We start from the raw sequence: 13,651 nt of genomic DNA, 5'->3' as shown, positions 1-13,651 counted from the left end.
AGCCACGAGGCCGACATGGCACATTTCACCAACGAGCCCAAAGGGGCTGAACCCTTCACCCTCGCCCTTCGCGTTGCCCTGCTGATGCACCGCTACGGGCTGGACGCCGACCGCGCCGCGATGCTGGCCGCCCTCATCTTGGGGGGCGGCCATGCGCATTGATCCGCCCGTGAACCCCACGACGGCGAATTGCGCGGCAGAGGAACCCCGCGACCACATGAGCGAACAGGCCCGGGATTTCTGGACCTGGTTCGACGCCAACGCAGAACGGCAAGCGAATGCGTCTAAGGTGGTGGAGGCGGTGCTGGACTGCGACCCCGACGACCGCATTCGCTTGCTGGAAACCATCCTGAACACGCTGCGCCCCGGCATGCCGCAATTCGTTGTGGATGAGCTTGTTGTCCGCGAAGCCAAGGAATGGGTCCAGATTGCCAGCATGCGCGAGCAAAAGGCGATGCTCTTTGCCATCCGTCAATCGTGGTCCGATGCGGAAATGGCGCCGTTCCTGGATTGGGCGCAGCCGAAGGCCGCAGCATAATGGGCCATTTGCGCTCCGTAGACGAACTTCTCTGGTCATGGACCTCGGTCATCGCCACAGCCCGAACTGATTGGGAGCGCGGTTTCGCGCTCTCCATCGCGCGGGCAAGCAAGCGGCGCGGTTGGCAGCCGACCCCTAAACAGCACCTGCTGATGAATCGCATGGTCGATGCGCTTTTTGCATCGAACACCGAACTGATTGAGGACGATGAATGACGGTTATCAATCTCGATCAGGGCGGACGGAAATCGCGCTTTTTCTCGGCCGCCAGCTTGGAAGGCAAGGGGATTCCCGATCGGCATTGGTTGGTGCGTGACCTGATTCCCAGCGCCACCGTGACGCTGCTGGGCGGCGACGGCGGTACCGGCAAGTCGCTCCTGGCTCTGCAACTGGCTTGCTCTGTGGCTGCCGGATCGCATTGGCTGGGCCGTGGCGTGTCTGGCGGCAGCGCGGTCTACGTGTCGGCCGAGGATGATGAACAGGAATTGCACCGCCGCCTTGCCAGCATAGTTACCGGCTATGGCATTGGTTTCGCCGACCTCGACAGCCTCACAATCCGCAGCCTTGCAGGCGAGGACGCGCTGCTAGCGGTGCTGGACCCCCGCACGGGCCACCAGAAGGCCTCGGACCTGTTCCAAGAGCTTGACGCCCTCCTGACAGACTTGCAGCCCGCAGTTGTGGTGCTGGACACGCTGGCCGACCTGTTCCCCGGCAATGAGAACGACCGGGCGCAGGCGCGGCAGTTCATTGGTATCCTGCGCGGCTTGGCGATCCGCCACGACTGCGCCGTGGTACTGCTGGCGCACCCGTCGCTCTCTGGCTTGACCAGCGGCAGTGGTACCAGCGGTTCAACGGCATGGAACAATTCCGTGCGGTCCCGACTCTACCTCGAGCGGGTTATTCAGGACGGCAGCGAGGCAAACCCGGACGCACGGGTGCTGAAGGGCAAGAAGGCAAATTACGGCCGTATCGGGGATGAGGTTGCCATGACCTGGCGAGACGGCATTTTCGTGGCGAATGAGGCGGAGACGGGCCTTGATCGCGTGGCCAGGCAAAGCAAAGCGGAGCGGGTATTCTTGAAGCTGCTGCGCACCTTTGAGGAACAGGGACGCCGGGTAAACGCCAGCGCCGGGCCTAATTATGCTCCGACAGCGTTCGCATGCAGCCCCGAGGCCGAGGGCGTTCAGAAGCGCGCGCTCAAATCTGCTATGGAGGCCCTTTTTGCAGCGGGGAAGATACGAAATGTGGCTACCGGGCCTGCATCGCGCCGGGTCACGTATCTGGAGCTTGTACCATAGCCAGGCCTTCATCTCCCATTCATCTGCCCTTCAACTCCCTATTCATCTCCCCTGTGGATAATCATTCAACTCCCCTTCAACTCCGCTTCATCTACCCTAGCCACATACACCCCCATACCCCCATGGGAGATGAAGGCGCCCTTGGGGCGCGCCTTCCCTCAACGGAAAGGATCATCTGGTGTCCAACGACCTACGGCTCAAAGGCCAGCGGTTCGCGCGGATGGGTATGACCGGGAAAGAACTCGCTGTACTGCGCCGCCGCGCGGGGCTTTCGCAATCGGCCCTTGCCGAGCGTGTTGGCGTTTCCCGCCAGACCATCAGCTATTGGGAAGGGCGGCCCGAGTTGGACGGGCGCGCGGTGAGCCTGACAAAGATTGCGAGCGCCCTTTTGCCAAACGACCGAAACTTGGTCTTGGGTAGCCGCCCGGGCTTGGGCTTCACGTCGCTGAGCTTCACGGGCACGGTCCTGCCCAAACAACTGGGTGCGGTCTTCGCCGCCATGACGATCCGCAATGCTACAGAGGCGCAGATGAAGCGCCAGACTTGTGGAGCGATGACCCGAAAGGGTTTTGAGTGCATGTTGAAAAGCGAGCCGGGCAAGCAACGATGCCGCCTGCATGGGGGCCTTTCGACCGGGCCTACGACTGCCGAGGGAAAGGCGCGCATTGCAGAAGCTCAGCGCAAACGCTGGGCGCAACACAAGTGCCGAATAGAAAAACCTGAAAAAACCTGAAAGCCCGCCACCCTCGCCGGGCATTCATGGGGTCTTACATGGGCCAAAGTATATTTGCGAACCAAGAAGAACATTGACCATATGCGTCCTCCGGTCGCTGCGCGAGGGGATCGTGTCTGCGGTTGGACCAATGGAAACTTTGTGCTTACGCGCTTAGCTATAGAGAAATTGTGGCAGTCTCGAGGGAAGTTACTATGCAAGCAGCTTATTACCAGGCGAGTATCGCTGAGTTCGCTGCTGCGGATCCCGCTGCCGTTTTAGGGACACTCACCCACCATCACGGCTTTGCCTTAGAGCATCAGCAGCGCGGAGCGTGGGAGACCCAGATCACCCTCCTGCAGACTGCGCTCACCGAAGGCATCGACGGGCATATCATGTTCGAGTTCGCGATCCCGCGCATGGGCAAACGGGCCGACGTCGTCATGCTGATCGACGGCGTTGTGCTAGTCCTGGAGTTCAAAGTCGGCTCTGACACCTTCGATCGCCACGCCATCGAGCAGGTCTACGATTATGCCTTGGATCTAAAAAACTTCCATAAGGGTAGTCACGATCTGCCCATCATCCCGGTGGTCATTGCAACCGCGGCATCGTTGTCAGCCGCGACAACCCCAGATTTTGCCTCGGACCACGTATCAAAACCGCTCCTCGCAGCCGCCTCAGCGCTTCCTGATCTCATCGGGCTTTGCGGTGAGATCACTTCGCAGCCAATCGACGTAACAGCCTGGCTTCGTTCTGGGTACAAACCAACGCCCACGATTGTCGAGGCCGCTCAGGCACTTTACCAAAGTCATGCTGTAGAAGAGATCGCGCGCTCTGACGCGAGCGCTCAGAACCTGAGCCAGACAACAGATACCATCTCTGCTGTGATCGATGCCGCCAAGAAGAACGGCCGAAAGGCCATATGCTTCGTGACCGGTGTGCCAGGTGCCGGAAAAACACTCGCCGGTCTGAACATCGCAACGAAGCGCGCCCAGGAGCATTCTGACGAACATTCTGTCTTCCTCTCAGGCAACGGCCCCTTGGTGTCCGTGTTGCGCGAAGCCCTTGCTAGAGATGAGGCTAAGCGGGACGGCACGACAAAGGCTTTGGCGCATCGCAAAGTCTCCAGCTTTATCCAAAACATTCATCACTTCCGGGACGAAGCCTTGCGCAACAATGACGCACCGCCTGAGCGGGTTGTTGTGTTCGATGAAGCACAGAGGGCCTGGACGCGCGAACAGGCCAGCAAATTCATGCAGACGAAGAAGAACTATCCCGGTTTCAACATGTCAGAGCCTGAGTTCCTCATCAGCGTTATGGACCGGCATACAGATTGGTGTGTGATTATCTGTCTGATCGGCGGCGGTCAGGAGATCAACACGGGCGAGGCTGGCCTTGGAGAATGGCTTTCCGCCTTGGGAGAACGCTTCCAGGCGTGGGATGTCTATATTTCGGATCGCCTGGCAGACGGCGATTACGTCGCTGACGCATCCGCCGCAGGCCTGCTGACGCAGCTACCCACGGTGAAATCACCGCAGCTGCATCTCAGCGTATCGATGCGGTCGTTTCGGGCCGAAGCGCTGTCCAGCTTCATTGGGCACATCGTCGAAAACAGACAAGAAGAGGCTTGGCATGCGTATCAGCAAGTCGCTAAGCGATATCCACTCTGGATCACGAGAGATCTCAAAAAAGCTCGCGCCTGGTTGCAGGCCCAAGCGCGCGGCAGCGAACGGTTTGGTCTAATCGCATCTTCCGGCGCCCATCGCCTCAGGCCAGAAGGCTTGCACGTGAAAGCAAAGGTCGAGCCTGAAACATGGTTTCTCAATGACCGATCTGATGTCCGATCGTCGTTTTACATGGAAGAGGTTGCGACCGAGTTTGACGTCCAGGGACTCGAGCTCGACTGGGCCTGCGTCTGCTGGGACGGCGATTTTAGGCACGCCGATGGAAGCTGGAGTTACAACAAGTTCAAAGGCACTCGCTGGCAGCGTGTCGTCCAAGATGACGCGAAGCAGTATCTTAAAAATGCCTACCGCGTGATTTTAACGCGTGCGCGACAGGGAATGGTGATCTTTGTTCCCCAGGGCGATGCACAAGACCCTACACGCCCGCCAAGCTTTTACGATCAGACCTATCGGTTCCTGCAGTCATGCGGACTCCGGGAATTGGACAGCCCGAACGCGGATGCGTGGTGTGAACCCATGCTGGGCAGTCTGAAATTGATCGCTCGATAGTGAATAACGAAAGGTCATGCTGCGGCTGGCTTCCGCCACCGTTGGCTTGCTTTAAATGATCTCAATGACCAGCTACGACTTACGCTTGGCCGTCCACCGCTTGACGACCTCTTCCAATGGTCCACTCATCGCTGCGTTTTACTCCTTGTAGCATGAGCAGATTTCCAATGGGTAAATACAGGCAAGCAGACTTCGACGCGGTCAGACCTAGTGGGCTCGATCACCATGCTGCGCCACAGCAACCGAGAGGTTCGTCGGTATCGGCCGATCCGCCGCACGCTCCGATGGGGCCGGCCCATAGCGGATGAGGTGGATGGCTCCTGCTCCACCGGCGTTGCATTCGCTATGATGCAGTAGCTATCGATTGCTATGAAAGGAGCCACCCCATGACGGTCAAGACGGTTGGCCTGGATCTGGCCAAGGATGTTTTTCAGGTTCACGGGATTTCCGAGACGGGTCGCGTGATCTTCAACAAGTCTATCAAGCGTGACAAGCTAATCCAGTTCTTTGGCACACTGCCTCCTTGTGTCGTTGGCATGGAGGCCTGTGGATCGTCTCATCACTGGGGGCGACAGCTGCGCAAACTGGGCCACGATGTCAGGCTTATGCCCGCGAACTACGTGAAAGCCTACGTCAAACGCGGCAAATCAGATGCGGCCGATGCTGAAGCGATCTGCGAAGCCGTCCGCCGCCCGACCATGCGGTTTGTCGAAATCAAATCCGAAGATCAGCAAGCGCTCCTGGCGGTTCGTCGTGTTGTCGACCCACTTTTTCAAGAAGGAGTGGCCTCAGAAAGAGCTGGACGGCTTATTTCAGTTGGAATCGTCGGGTAAGTCTCGAATACTGCCAATCTGGCACAAGGTCTCGAAGGACGAGGTGGCGAGCTTCAGTCCAACGATGGCCGACAAGCTTGCCTTCAACACTTCGACCAAAAGCGTGGACGAGATTGTTGCCGACCTTATAGCGATTATCAGAGATTGACCGCATGCTCTCTCCCGGCCACGGTCGCACCCTCGCGCTTGGCTTGCCGCTGGCAGGTCGGCCCGTAGCAGCCGGTCGCATCCTGATAATGCCGCACGACAGCATTCCCCGAAGCAGCCGCTCGACACGTCCCGCAGCATTTTTGGCTGAGAAGCGTCTGCGATGCGGACGGAAGCTGCTGTTCGCCCGTTAAGAATGCCGCCGAGCGGCGTTCTCCGAAGCTGTCGCTCGAGCCACAAACTGCCATGCGATAGGGTGCGGCGGGCAAAGATGCTCTTTCGGCAAACATTAGCGGATCCGCTGCAATCAGTTCCGATTCGGCAACGAGATCATCGGGCGAGTATGGTTAACGCTCGGACAGTCTGATCAATATCTCGCCATCCTGCGCCAAGGCGTCGCGGCATCAGTCAATGGGTCGTGAAGGTGGTCGAGACCGAGATTGTTACGATGCCGATCCCCCCTATTGCGATTCTCGATCTTAACCACTGACCACCCCAATCGCAGGCAGATGGGCCAAACGTCGACGATGCGACGCGAAATGTTGCTGGGATACCCTTGCGGAGGTTCGGTCTTCACTTAGGGTAGGCAGCTCAAGCTTCACACGCATGGGAGCAACCGGATGGACAAGGCCCCTGTCTCCTTCGCTGCGAGAATTCTCCGCAAGGAAGAGTTTCTCCCCCGGTATGTCGTTGTGAAACCGGAATATGTGCGGGGTAGAGCCGAAGCTTTTCCCGCTGATGTAATGCTGAATGACATCGGACCCTTCGGGCGAAATATCCGCCCTTGGGGCAAGGGTTCGGACGTGTTTTTCTTCAACCTGACTGAACCTCAATGCAGTAAGGCCGGCTTGGGAACGAACGACGAATGCGTAGTTACCATAATCCCGAAGGCCGGGACGGAAAGCGGCCATTGTCCAAACGAGGCTACGGACAATGGTCGACTTTGCCGACCCAGTCCGGCCATAACGCCGCGATGATCGAGGGCATGATTCCCGCAGGTGTCGATCCATTCCGATTGCCCAGCCCGACCGGGCGCATATGGCATCAAGTGCTCGCCACATTACGCCATGGGCATGTTCACACTGATCGAGGTCGACGACGATGCCGAGGTGGCACTGCCTGAGGGCCAGGCCCTCTCGGGTCGCGATCGGCGTAACTGCTCCGTGGCCACTATTAGCGCATGCGGGAGGAGCCGGGGCCTACCTGAAACTCTTCCGAAACCAGTCGTCGAGCAGCAGCTTTTCATGGACAAGCAGATCGCTGTCTCCGCGCGCCCTCGGGTCTGAGAGGTAGTTCATATCCGAGAGTCTTGCCTCGCCGCGACGGACGGGTTTGCCATTCTGAAGCAGTGTGTAGTGAAAATGGATCCGGGGCGGGGTGACGTCACGCAGAATGCGGACATCCTGCCAGCCCGTTCGCCACGGTTCATATTCTCCGGCCAGATCGATGCGGGTGAACTCTATATGCAGGTCCTGTTCGGCCGCGAGATAACGCTCCCCCAGGCGCTGGATATGCCGGTCCAGTTCCGCCGCGACCGAGCGGCGGTCGCTTTCGCTACGCAAGGCGCGGTCATGCGATTGCGCCAAGACGTCGTAATTTGCCACCACCCCAGCTTGCACTGGCGTCAGAACCAAGCCGGAAGCGAGAGCGATGAAGGCGGCGCGGAACATGGCGATCCCTCTTCGAAAAGCGCGGTCGCGACAAGTGAACACCCCCCTCCGTCACCTGTCCAATCAGTTTCGTGTGCGGTGGAGTCACTCTCCGCCAAGCAAGGCCAAGTTCGCGGCAACTGCCTGTGCCGGGTCGCCCTGCGGCAGGGTTTCGAGTGTGATCACCCTGATTCCGCCCGCGTCGAGGGCCGAAGCGAGTTCGCCGGTCAGCTCGCGGCCGGTCAGGACGGTGCCGATCCCCTCGGTTTCCAGCCATCCGACCAGCCTTGCCGCGCGTTCCGACGTCCATTCGCGGGGCGCCGCGATGATGGTGGCGCGCAGGTCCAGACCCAGATCGGCCGCGAAATAGCCGAATTGCGGCGAGAGCGCGACGACCTCGACGCTTTCGGCATCGGCCAGATCGGCATCGGCTTTGGCCTTGGTGGCCAGCAATTCGTGTTTGAGACCCGCGAGATTGCCCGTGATGCCGGGCGCGGCATCGGGGACGAGGCGGCCCAGATCCCCCGCCACGACTTCGGCCATCTCGGCAAGGCTGGTGAGCGACATCCAGGGTGCGGTTTCCTCGCCCTGCGGTGGCATGGGCTGAAGGTCCAGCAGCGCATAGATCTCGGCATCCGAGGCGCGGGGGTCGAGAAGCGCGATCCCTGCCATGCGCTGGTCCAGCGGCTGCGCAGCGTCGATTTGGACGATGCGGATATTGGCGCGGCGGGCGGCGGGGAAAAGCGGGTCGTCGGGCCAGAACGAGCCGAAGGTCAGGACGGCATCGGCCTCCCGCGCCGCTGCCTCGAAATCGGCGCGGCCGCGGCCATGCAGGAAGGACGCCAGACGCGAGGCGGGCAGCCTCTCGGGCTGGACCGCGCGGACCTCGATCGCGGTGCCCTCGGTCAGTCTCCGGGCCAGCGCGTGGGCGGCGGGATGGGCGGTCAGGATCGTCTCGGCCCCGGCGGGCGCGGCGATTAGGAGGGCCAAGGCGAAAGTGAGACGGGTCATGTGACGCCTTTCAGCGAGGGGACGAGGGCGCGCAGGCCGGCGCAGATCAAGAAGCAGGCCCCCGCGACAAGGATGATCGCCGCGCCCGAGGGCACAGGCAGGTCGAGCTGCATCGGCAGCAGGATCCCCGCCAGTGTCGAGAAGCTGGCGATCCCGACCGAGAGCCACCAAAACCCGGCCAGCGAACGCGCCACCGTCCGCGCCGCCGCCGCCGGAATGACCAACAGCGCGCCGACCAGAACCGCGCCGACGATCTTCAGCGAGGCGACGGTCACGACCGTGACCAGCATCACGAAAAGATAGTCGAGCGTTCGGACCGGAATGCCGCGCACCAGCGCCATTGCCGGATGGAAGCTGGCCACCATGAAGCGGTTGTAAAGCCATGCCGACAGCGCCGTCACCACCAGCGCCACCACCGCCAGAACGGCAAGGTCGGTCCCGTCCACGGTCAGGATCGAGCCGAAAAGCACATTTTCCAGGATATGGACATTGATCCGCCCGGCAAGGATCAAGAGGACCGAGGCCCCCAGCGCCAGCGACATCGACAGGAACACCCCGATCAGCGTATCTGCCGACAGCCCCGTCCGGCCGCGCAGATACTCGAGCCCAACCGAGAAGATCAGGCAATAGCCGAAAAGCGCGCCATAGGGTCCGGTATATGGCTCCCCGGCAAGGATGCCGATGGCAACGCCGGTCAGCGCGGCATGGCCGACGGCCTCGGCGAAGAATGCGTGGCGGCGCACCACGACCAGCGTGCCGAGGCTGCCCAGCATCGGCCCTACGATCAGTCCGGCCAGAAGGGCGTTGACGGCAAAGCCCCAGCCAAGCGCCGAGGGCAGCCAGCCTGCCTCGGCCAGCGCCTGAACCGATTGACGGAAGGATCCGAAGCTCATGCCGCGATGCCCCGATGCGAGAAGATGTCGATAATGCGCTGGGGCGAAAGCTCCTGTGCGGGCGGGCCGTCGAAGAGGACATGCCGGTTCAGCGCCGTCACGCGGTCGGCCAGACGGCGCACCGCGTCGAGATCATGCTCGATCCAGAGCAGCGTGACCCCCTCGCCGCGCAGATCCTGCAAAAGCCGCTCGAAGGTGGCGGCCCCAGCCTCGTCCAGCGCGGCCATGGGCTCGTCGAGGATCAAGAGGTCCGGCGCGGGTTCCAGCGCCTGCGCCATCAGGACCCGCTGACGCTCGCCCCCCGAAAGCGCGCCCATGCGGCGCAGCGCCTTGCCGGACATGCCGACGCGGGCCAGCCGCGCCTCTATCCGTTGGCGCAGGGCGGCGCGCGGTCGCAGAAATCCCGGGCGGTTGCTGTCGAGGGTGGCCAGAAAATCCAGCACCGTCATCGGCAGGCTTGCGTCGAAATTCAGTGCCTGCGGAACATAGCCGATCCGGCCCACGGCCCCGTCCCAGTCCAATGACACCTGCCCGCGATGCGGCATCTGGCCGAGGATGCAGCGGATCAGCGAGGATTTGCCGCCGCCATTCGGCCCGACAATGGCATGAATGCTGCCGGGCGCGACGCAGAGCGAGACATCGCGGAGGATCTCGGTCGCGCCCAGATGCAGGCCAAGTCCCGTGCAGGTGATCGAGGGGCCGCGCCTCATGCCTTGCCGCCCTCGCGGATGGCGCGGACGATGGTGGCGAGGTTCTGCGCCATCTCTATCTCGAATTTCTCGGGCGTATATTCGCCATGGATGATATGCGAGAGCGGATACATCGTCACGCCGGTTTCGCGCTCGATCGTCTCGACATATGCCGAGGGGAAGTTCGATTCCGAGAAGATCACAGCGACATTCATCACGCGGATCTTCTCGATGGTCTGAGCAAGCTGCGAGGGAGAGGGCTCGATGCCATGCGCCGGTTCAACTACGGCGCTGACCTCGAGGCCGAATTCGCGCAGAAGGTAGTCATAGGCGCCGTGGATGGTGGCGACGCGGAATTCGGGCGGCGGCGCCTCGACCACCTGCGCCAGCGCATCGGCGCGCAGCTTGCGCAGGCGGCGGTTATAGGCGCGGGCATTGGCGGTGAAGGTCTCGGCCAATTCCGGATGCTGCGCGCCCAGCTCAGTTGCAATGGTCTGGACCTGCGAGATCGCCCCGGCGATCGAGATGAAGGTGTGGGAATTGACGACGCGACCGTCGATGGAATTGCCCAAGCCCCGCGCGAAGGCCCCGACGGCCGGCAGCAGAGGGACGTTCCGGTTAGCTTCGATCACCGGCACGTCGGGCCGGTCCGAGGCCGCAATCATCCGCCCCGCGAAATCGTCATGGCCGATTCCGTTCAGCACCACGGCATCCAGCGCGCCGATGCGGCGGATATCCTCGGCGCGCGGCTCATAGGCATGGGGGTTGAAGCCGACGGGGACCAGCGGCACGGCCTCGCCCGCGGCCCCGGCGATATTCGCCACCCATGAGTAATAGGGATGCAGCGTCACCCCGATCCGCAAGGGCGTCGCGGCCAGGGCATTGCGGGCCAGCGGCAGGGTCAGGGCGGCCGCGATCAATCCGCGTCGGGTCAGGGTCAATGTGCATCCTTTCGCGTCACGCTGGCATCGTAGCGGCTGACGACCATGCGCCAGCCCCCGGCGATCAGCGACGCATCGTCCAGATCGGCGGGCGGGGCGTCGGCCCGCTCGGTGATCCAGACTGTAGGCGTTTCGTCCATGAGGCGCAGCAGCATGGGCCTGGCGACCTCGGACCTCGCCGGGCGGCCCAGCCATGCGCGGATGCTGTCCCTCTCGATCACTTCCCAGATATGGCCGCCGCGTGCCGTCGCGGTGACATCGGCGGTGAAAGGCGGCAACCCCTCGTCGGCCAAGGCCTCAGGCGATGTATCGCTCAAAAAGGCAATCTCGCCCGCCGCATTGCTCAGGTCGGCGGTGATGCCCTGCTCGGCCGCGTTCAATCCGCCGCGCAGGTCGATCTGCCATTCGGGAAGGGCCGAGATCTGCTCGACATCGCGGTGCAGGAACACGGTCGTCACCGAGCCGGCAAGGATCGAGGCCACCAGCGCCAGCACGGCGAGGCTTTCACGCTTGCCCGAGGCTGGCGAGACGACGACGCGATGGGTGGCGTTCACGGCGTCAGCCCGTCGACATCCTGCCAGTCCACCTCGACGATATGGCCGGGACCGGCGTCGAAGAGGATGTAGAACTCGCCATCGGGCTTGGGGAAGCTGACCTTGGAACTGGCGTCGAAACTGGCCGGAAGCAGAACGTCCTCGTCATAGGAAATCACGTCGAGCTTGACGCCCTCGGCGCCGGTGCCATCGGAAAAGCCGCCATTGCAGGTGATCTGCCCGCCTTGCAGCGCGCAGTTGCAAAAGGGGTAATGGGCAAGCGCCACCGGCGCAGAAAGGGCCAGCAGGGCGGCGGAGAGGGCGAGGGGGCGGATCATTTCGTGGTCTCCTGCTTGCGGGCAAGCCATGCGAAGGTGGCGGGCGAAGCTTGCTCCAGCGGCATCTCGGCCTTGTGGGAACTGCCGTCCCATTCCTCGACCGTGACCCAGAGACCGTCTTCGGGACGGGCGCTGTCGGGCACGGGCAGGTCCGCGGAGAGCCGCTCGGGCACGCCGCTGAAAAGCGATCCGGCGGCGCGAAGCGAGCGTGGCTTGCCGATGCGGACATGGACGGCACGGATACTTTCCTCGCAGCCCTTGCAGAGCGCGAGGGTAAAGACTTTGCGCGGGCCTGCGATACCGGCATCCATCGGCTCGAAGGTGTTGAACTCGGCCAGACGCAGGGCATAGGGACCGGCCTGCAGGACGCCCGCCTCGCGCGCGCCAAGCCCTGCCTCGCCAGTGAACATGCGGGCCTGATGCAGGAAAGCCGGAAAGGCGATGCAGGGCGCGATCACCGCAAGCGCGCTCAGGTGGAAACGCCAGTTCTGCCACCAGCGGCCCCAGCGGGTGCTGGCATTGCCCCTTGCGACGCCGCTCATTCCGCAGGCTCCAGCTTCAGGTCACGCCGGTCCCTGAGATAGGCCGAGGTCTCGCGCGCGGTGCGCTTGGTCCAGATCAGCATGCCCGACAGGATCATCATGCACAGCAGCACACCGAAGATGAAATAGATTACCTTTAGCCAGACGCCCATGAAGTCGCCGAAATGCAGCGGATACATGGAGGTCGTGACCATCTCGATCACGGTATAGTCGGAAAGCTGGCGCAGCTTCACAATTTCACCGTCATAGGGGCTGATCTGCGCGCTTTCGAAGAACAGGGGAATGCTGCCCCGCCCGTAAAGTTCGATCGGGGAGAATGCGTTCGAGGGCATCCAGATGCTGTCGATCTTCATACCGGGATTTGCCTCGCGCGCGGTGGCGAGGAGTGCATCGAGGCTGGGCTGCGGCAGGTCCGAGCGGTGCGTGACCTCGGGCAGGACCTCGCGTGGCAGCACCGTCGGGATGCCCGAAGTTGAAAGCGTCACGCCGTTGTCCGAAAGGATGCCTTCCAGCAGGAACCAAGTCGCGGTGACGCCGATAATGGCGACGAACGGCAGGGACCAAATCCCCGCAAGCCGGTGGAAATCCCCCCAGAAGATCCGCGCACCCTTGCCGATGCGCAGGCGCGGGTTCAGGTAGGCGCGCCAGAATTTCTTGTACACGAGAATGCCCGTGATCAGCGAGCCGAGCATCGGGATGCCAAGGATCGTGACCGCATACCAGCCCCAAGAATAGCCGCTGGTCCAGGGCATGAACAGCCAGCCATGCAACGCCCGGATGAAATAGCGGAAGCCCACGGTCGAGGCCTGACCCTGAATCCTGCCGTCATAAGGATTGACGTAAAGTGTGGCCTGGCGCCCCTCGGGATCGCTGACGGTGACGGTCGGGGCGAAATGCTTCTCGACCGGCCAAACTACATTGACGAGGCGGTTGTCCGGACGCTGTTCCATCACCTGTGCGACGAGGGCATCGGCGCCCAACCGCTCCTCGAGCCCCGCGGGGCGCGAGGCGCGCACGCTGGAATCGGCCAACCAGATCAGCTCATGGCTGACGGTCGCGATCGTTCCGGTGACGCAGATGAAGAACAGATAGGCCCAGATCGGCAGCGCGATCCAGCCGTGGATCAGCAACCAGAGCCGGGCCATCCCGCCCTTTTTGCGGCGCGTTGCTGTGCCGGCCTTTGTAGCGGGCGGGGTCGAGGCCAGATCGGTCATGCCAGTCCCTGATCATGATTTTGCGCTGCTGCCTTAGCCTAAAATAAACCTTAGTGGAATAGTCAGAATAAATCGACCGG

At 62.1% G+C, this 13,651-nt stretch carries 15 protein-coding genes and 2 pseudogenes; 8 read left to right on the top strand and 9 right to left on the bottom strand.

What is annotated here, in order from left to right; all coding sequences use genetic code 11:
* Positions 1-15 precede the first annotated feature (15 nt).
* The 8 genes and pseudogenes from ACO2Q4_RS01115 to ACO2Q4_RS01080 all read left to right on the top strand — a co-directional run.
* Entirely contained in the window at positions 16-162 is a 147-nt protein-coding gene (locus ACO2Q4_RS01115) for a hypothetical protein (RefSeq protein WP_423316720.1), read from the top strand.
* A gap of 55 nt (positions 163-217) precedes the next feature.
* Entirely contained in the window at positions 218-538 is a 321-nt protein-coding gene (locus tag ACO2Q4_RS01110; protein ID WP_423316718.1) for a hypothetical protein, read from the top strand.
* A complete protein-coding gene (locus tag ACO2Q4_RS01105) occupies positions 538-753 on the top strand; it encodes a hypothetical protein (protein WP_423316716.1) in 216 nt (71 codons plus the stop codon). Before ACO2Q4_RS01110 ends, ACO2Q4_RS01105 begins: the two co-directional genes overlap by 1 nt.
* The gene (locus tag ACO2Q4_RS01100) at positions 750-1,835 is read left to right on the top strand and encodes an AAA family ATPase (protein ID WP_423316714.1); all 1,086 of its coding nucleotides are present in this window, start codon (positions 750-752) and stop codon (positions 1,833-1,835) included. The genes ACO2Q4_RS01105 and ACO2Q4_RS01100 overlap by 4 nt, the downstream gene beginning before the upstream one ends.
* A 178-nt stretch (positions 1,836-2,013) precedes the next feature.
* Positions 2,014-2,568, top strand: coding sequence for an HGGxSTG domain-containing protein (locus ACO2Q4_RS01095; protein WP_423316712.1), 555 nt, complete (start codon positions 2,014-2,016; stop codon positions 2,566-2,568).
* Between the two features lie 194 nt (positions 2,569-2,762).
* Positions 2,763-4,781 (top strand): DUF2075 domain-containing protein, encoded by a 2,019-nt coding sequence (locus ACO2Q4_RS01090; protein ID WP_423316710.1) that lies wholly within the window; start codon positions 2,763-2,765, stop codon positions 4,779-4,781.
* A gap of 386 nt (positions 4,782-5,167) precedes the next feature.
* Positions 5,168-5,560, top strand: a pseudogene (locus tag ACO2Q4_RS01085) (IS110 family transposase); the annotation flags it as partial.
* Positions 5,532-5,762: pseudogene (locus tag ACO2Q4_RS01080) on the top strand (NAD(+) hydrolase PdTIR); the annotation flags it as partial. The pseudogenes ACO2Q4_RS01085 and ACO2Q4_RS01080, both read left to right, overlap by 29 nt.
* 1,198 nt (positions 5,763-6,960) lie before the next feature.
* Here ACO2Q4_RS01080 and ACO2Q4_RS01075 read toward each other — a convergent pair.
* The 9 genes from ACO2Q4_RS01075 to ACO2Q4_RS01035 form a co-directional block, all read right to left on the bottom strand.
* Positions 6,961-7,431: a DUF3016 domain-containing protein gene (locus tag ACO2Q4_RS01075; protein ID WP_423316708.1), complete on the bottom strand. Its 471-nt coding sequence runs from the start codon at positions 7,429-7,431 to the stop codon at positions 6,961-6,963.
* A gap of 84 nt (positions 7,432-7,515) precedes the next feature.
* Positions 7,516-8,421, bottom strand: a complete 906-nt coding sequence (locus tag ACO2Q4_RS01070; protein WP_423316706.1) for a metal ABC transporter solute-binding protein, Zn/Mn family — start codon at positions 8,419-8,421, stop codon at positions 7,516-7,518.
* A complete protein-coding gene (locus ACO2Q4_RS01065; RefSeq protein ID WP_423316704.1) occupies positions 8,418-9,314 on the bottom strand; it encodes a metal ABC transporter permease in 897 nt (298 codons plus the stop codon). Before ACO2Q4_RS01065 ends, ACO2Q4_RS01070 begins: the two co-directional genes overlap by 4 nt.
* Positions 9,311-10,024 carry a metal ABC transporter ATP-binding protein gene (locus ACO2Q4_RS01060; protein ID WP_423316702.1) on the bottom strand — a complete coding sequence of 238 codons (714 nt, stop codon included), beginning with the start codon at positions 10,022-10,024 and terminating at the stop codon, positions 9,311-9,313. The genes ACO2Q4_RS01065 and ACO2Q4_RS01060 overlap by 4 nt, the downstream gene beginning before the upstream one ends.
* Positions 10,021-10,944 carry a metal ABC transporter solute-binding protein, Zn/Mn family gene (locus ACO2Q4_RS01055; RefSeq protein ID WP_423316700.1) on the bottom strand — a complete coding sequence of 308 codons (924 nt, stop codon included), beginning with the start codon at positions 10,942-10,944 and terminating at the stop codon, positions 10,021-10,023. Before ACO2Q4_RS01055 ends, ACO2Q4_RS01060 begins: the two co-directional genes overlap by 4 nt.
* The gene (locus ACO2Q4_RS01050; protein WP_423316698.1) at positions 10,941-11,498 is read right to left on the bottom strand and encodes a DUF6162 family protein; all 558 of its coding nucleotides are present in this window, start codon (positions 11,496-11,498) and stop codon (positions 10,941-10,943) included. The genes ACO2Q4_RS01055 and ACO2Q4_RS01050 overlap by 4 nt, the downstream gene beginning before the upstream one ends.
* The gene (locus ACO2Q4_RS01045) at positions 11,495-11,815 is read right to left on the bottom strand and encodes a hypothetical protein (protein ID WP_423316696.1); all 321 of its coding nucleotides are present in this window, start codon (positions 11,813-11,815) and stop codon (positions 11,495-11,497) included. The genes ACO2Q4_RS01050 and ACO2Q4_RS01045 overlap by 4 nt, the downstream gene beginning before the upstream one ends.
* Positions 11,812-12,357 carry a thiamine pyrophosphate-binding protein gene (locus ACO2Q4_RS01040; protein WP_423316694.1) on the bottom strand — a complete coding sequence of 182 codons (546 nt, stop codon included), beginning with the start codon at positions 12,355-12,357 and terminating at the stop codon, positions 11,812-11,814. The genes ACO2Q4_RS01045 and ACO2Q4_RS01040 overlap by 4 nt, the downstream gene beginning before the upstream one ends.
* The gene (locus ACO2Q4_RS01035) at positions 12,354-13,571 is read right to left on the bottom strand and encodes a PepSY-associated TM helix domain-containing protein (RefSeq protein ID WP_423316692.1); all 1,218 of its coding nucleotides are present in this window, start codon (positions 13,569-13,571) and stop codon (positions 12,354-12,356) included. The genes ACO2Q4_RS01040 and ACO2Q4_RS01035 overlap by 4 nt, the downstream gene beginning before the upstream one ends.
* Positions 13,572-13,651: the final 80 nt, after the last annotated feature.

This window comes from Paracoccus sp. KR1-242 (genome assembly GCF_049446195.1).
GTDB lineage: Bacteria > Pseudomonadota > Alphaproteobacteria > Rhodobacterales > Rhodobacteraceae > Paracoccus > Paracoccus broussonetiae.
Note: the sequence above shows the minus strand (reverse complement) of the source record. Positions and strands in the feature narration are given on the sequence as shown.

Excerpts from the sequence above, each read along its gene's own strand:
- ACO2Q4_RS01060 (WP_423316702.1), bottom strand. The coding sequence starts at position 10,024 with ATGAGGCGCGGCCCCTCGATCACCTGCACGGGACTTGGCCTGCATCTG.
- ACO2Q4_RS01105 (WP_423316716.1), top strand. The coding sequence starts at position 538 with ATGGGCCATTTGCGCTCCGTAGACGAACTTCTCTGGTCATGGACCTCG.
- ACO2Q4_RS01090 (WP_423316710.1), top strand. The coding sequence starts at position 2,763 with ATGCAAGCAGCTTATTACCAGGCGAGTATCGCTGAGTTCGCTGCTGCG.
- ACO2Q4_RS01075 (WP_423316708.1), bottom strand. The coding sequence starts at position 7,431 with ATGTTCCGCGCCGCCTTCATCGCTCTCGCTTCCGGCTTGGTTCTGACG.
- ACO2Q4_RS01040 (WP_423316694.1), bottom strand. The coding sequence starts at position 12,357 with ATGAGCGGCGTCGCAAGGGGCAATGCCAGCACCCGCTGGGGCCGCTGG.
- ACO2Q4_RS01110 (WP_423316718.1), top strand. The coding sequence starts at position 218 with ATGAGCGAACAGGCCCGGGATTTCTGGACCTGGTTCGACGCCAACGCA.
- ACO2Q4_RS01045 (WP_423316696.1), bottom strand. The coding sequence starts at position 11,815 with ATGATCCGCCCCCTCGCCCTCTCCGCCGCCCTGCTGGCCCTTTCTGCG.
- ACO2Q4_RS01065 (WP_423316704.1), bottom strand. The coding sequence starts at position 9,314 with ATGAGCTTCGGATCCTTCCGTCAATCGGTTCAGGCGCTGGCCGAGGCA.
- ACO2Q4_RS01070 (WP_423316706.1), bottom strand. The coding sequence starts at position 8,421 with ATGACCCGTCTCACTTTCGCCTTGGCCCTCCTAATCGCCGCGCCCGCC.
- ACO2Q4_RS01115 (WP_423316720.1), top strand. The coding sequence starts at position 16 with ATGGCACATTTCACCAACGAGCCCAAAGGGGCTGAACCCTTCACCCTC.
- ACO2Q4_RS01035 (WP_423316692.1), bottom strand. The coding sequence starts at position 13,571 with ATGACCGATCTGGCCTCGACCCCGCCCGCTACAAAGGCCGGCACAGCA.
- ACO2Q4_RS01100 (WP_423316714.1), top strand. The coding sequence starts at position 750 with ATGACGGTTATCAATCTCGATCAGGGCGGACGGAAATCGCGCTTTTTC.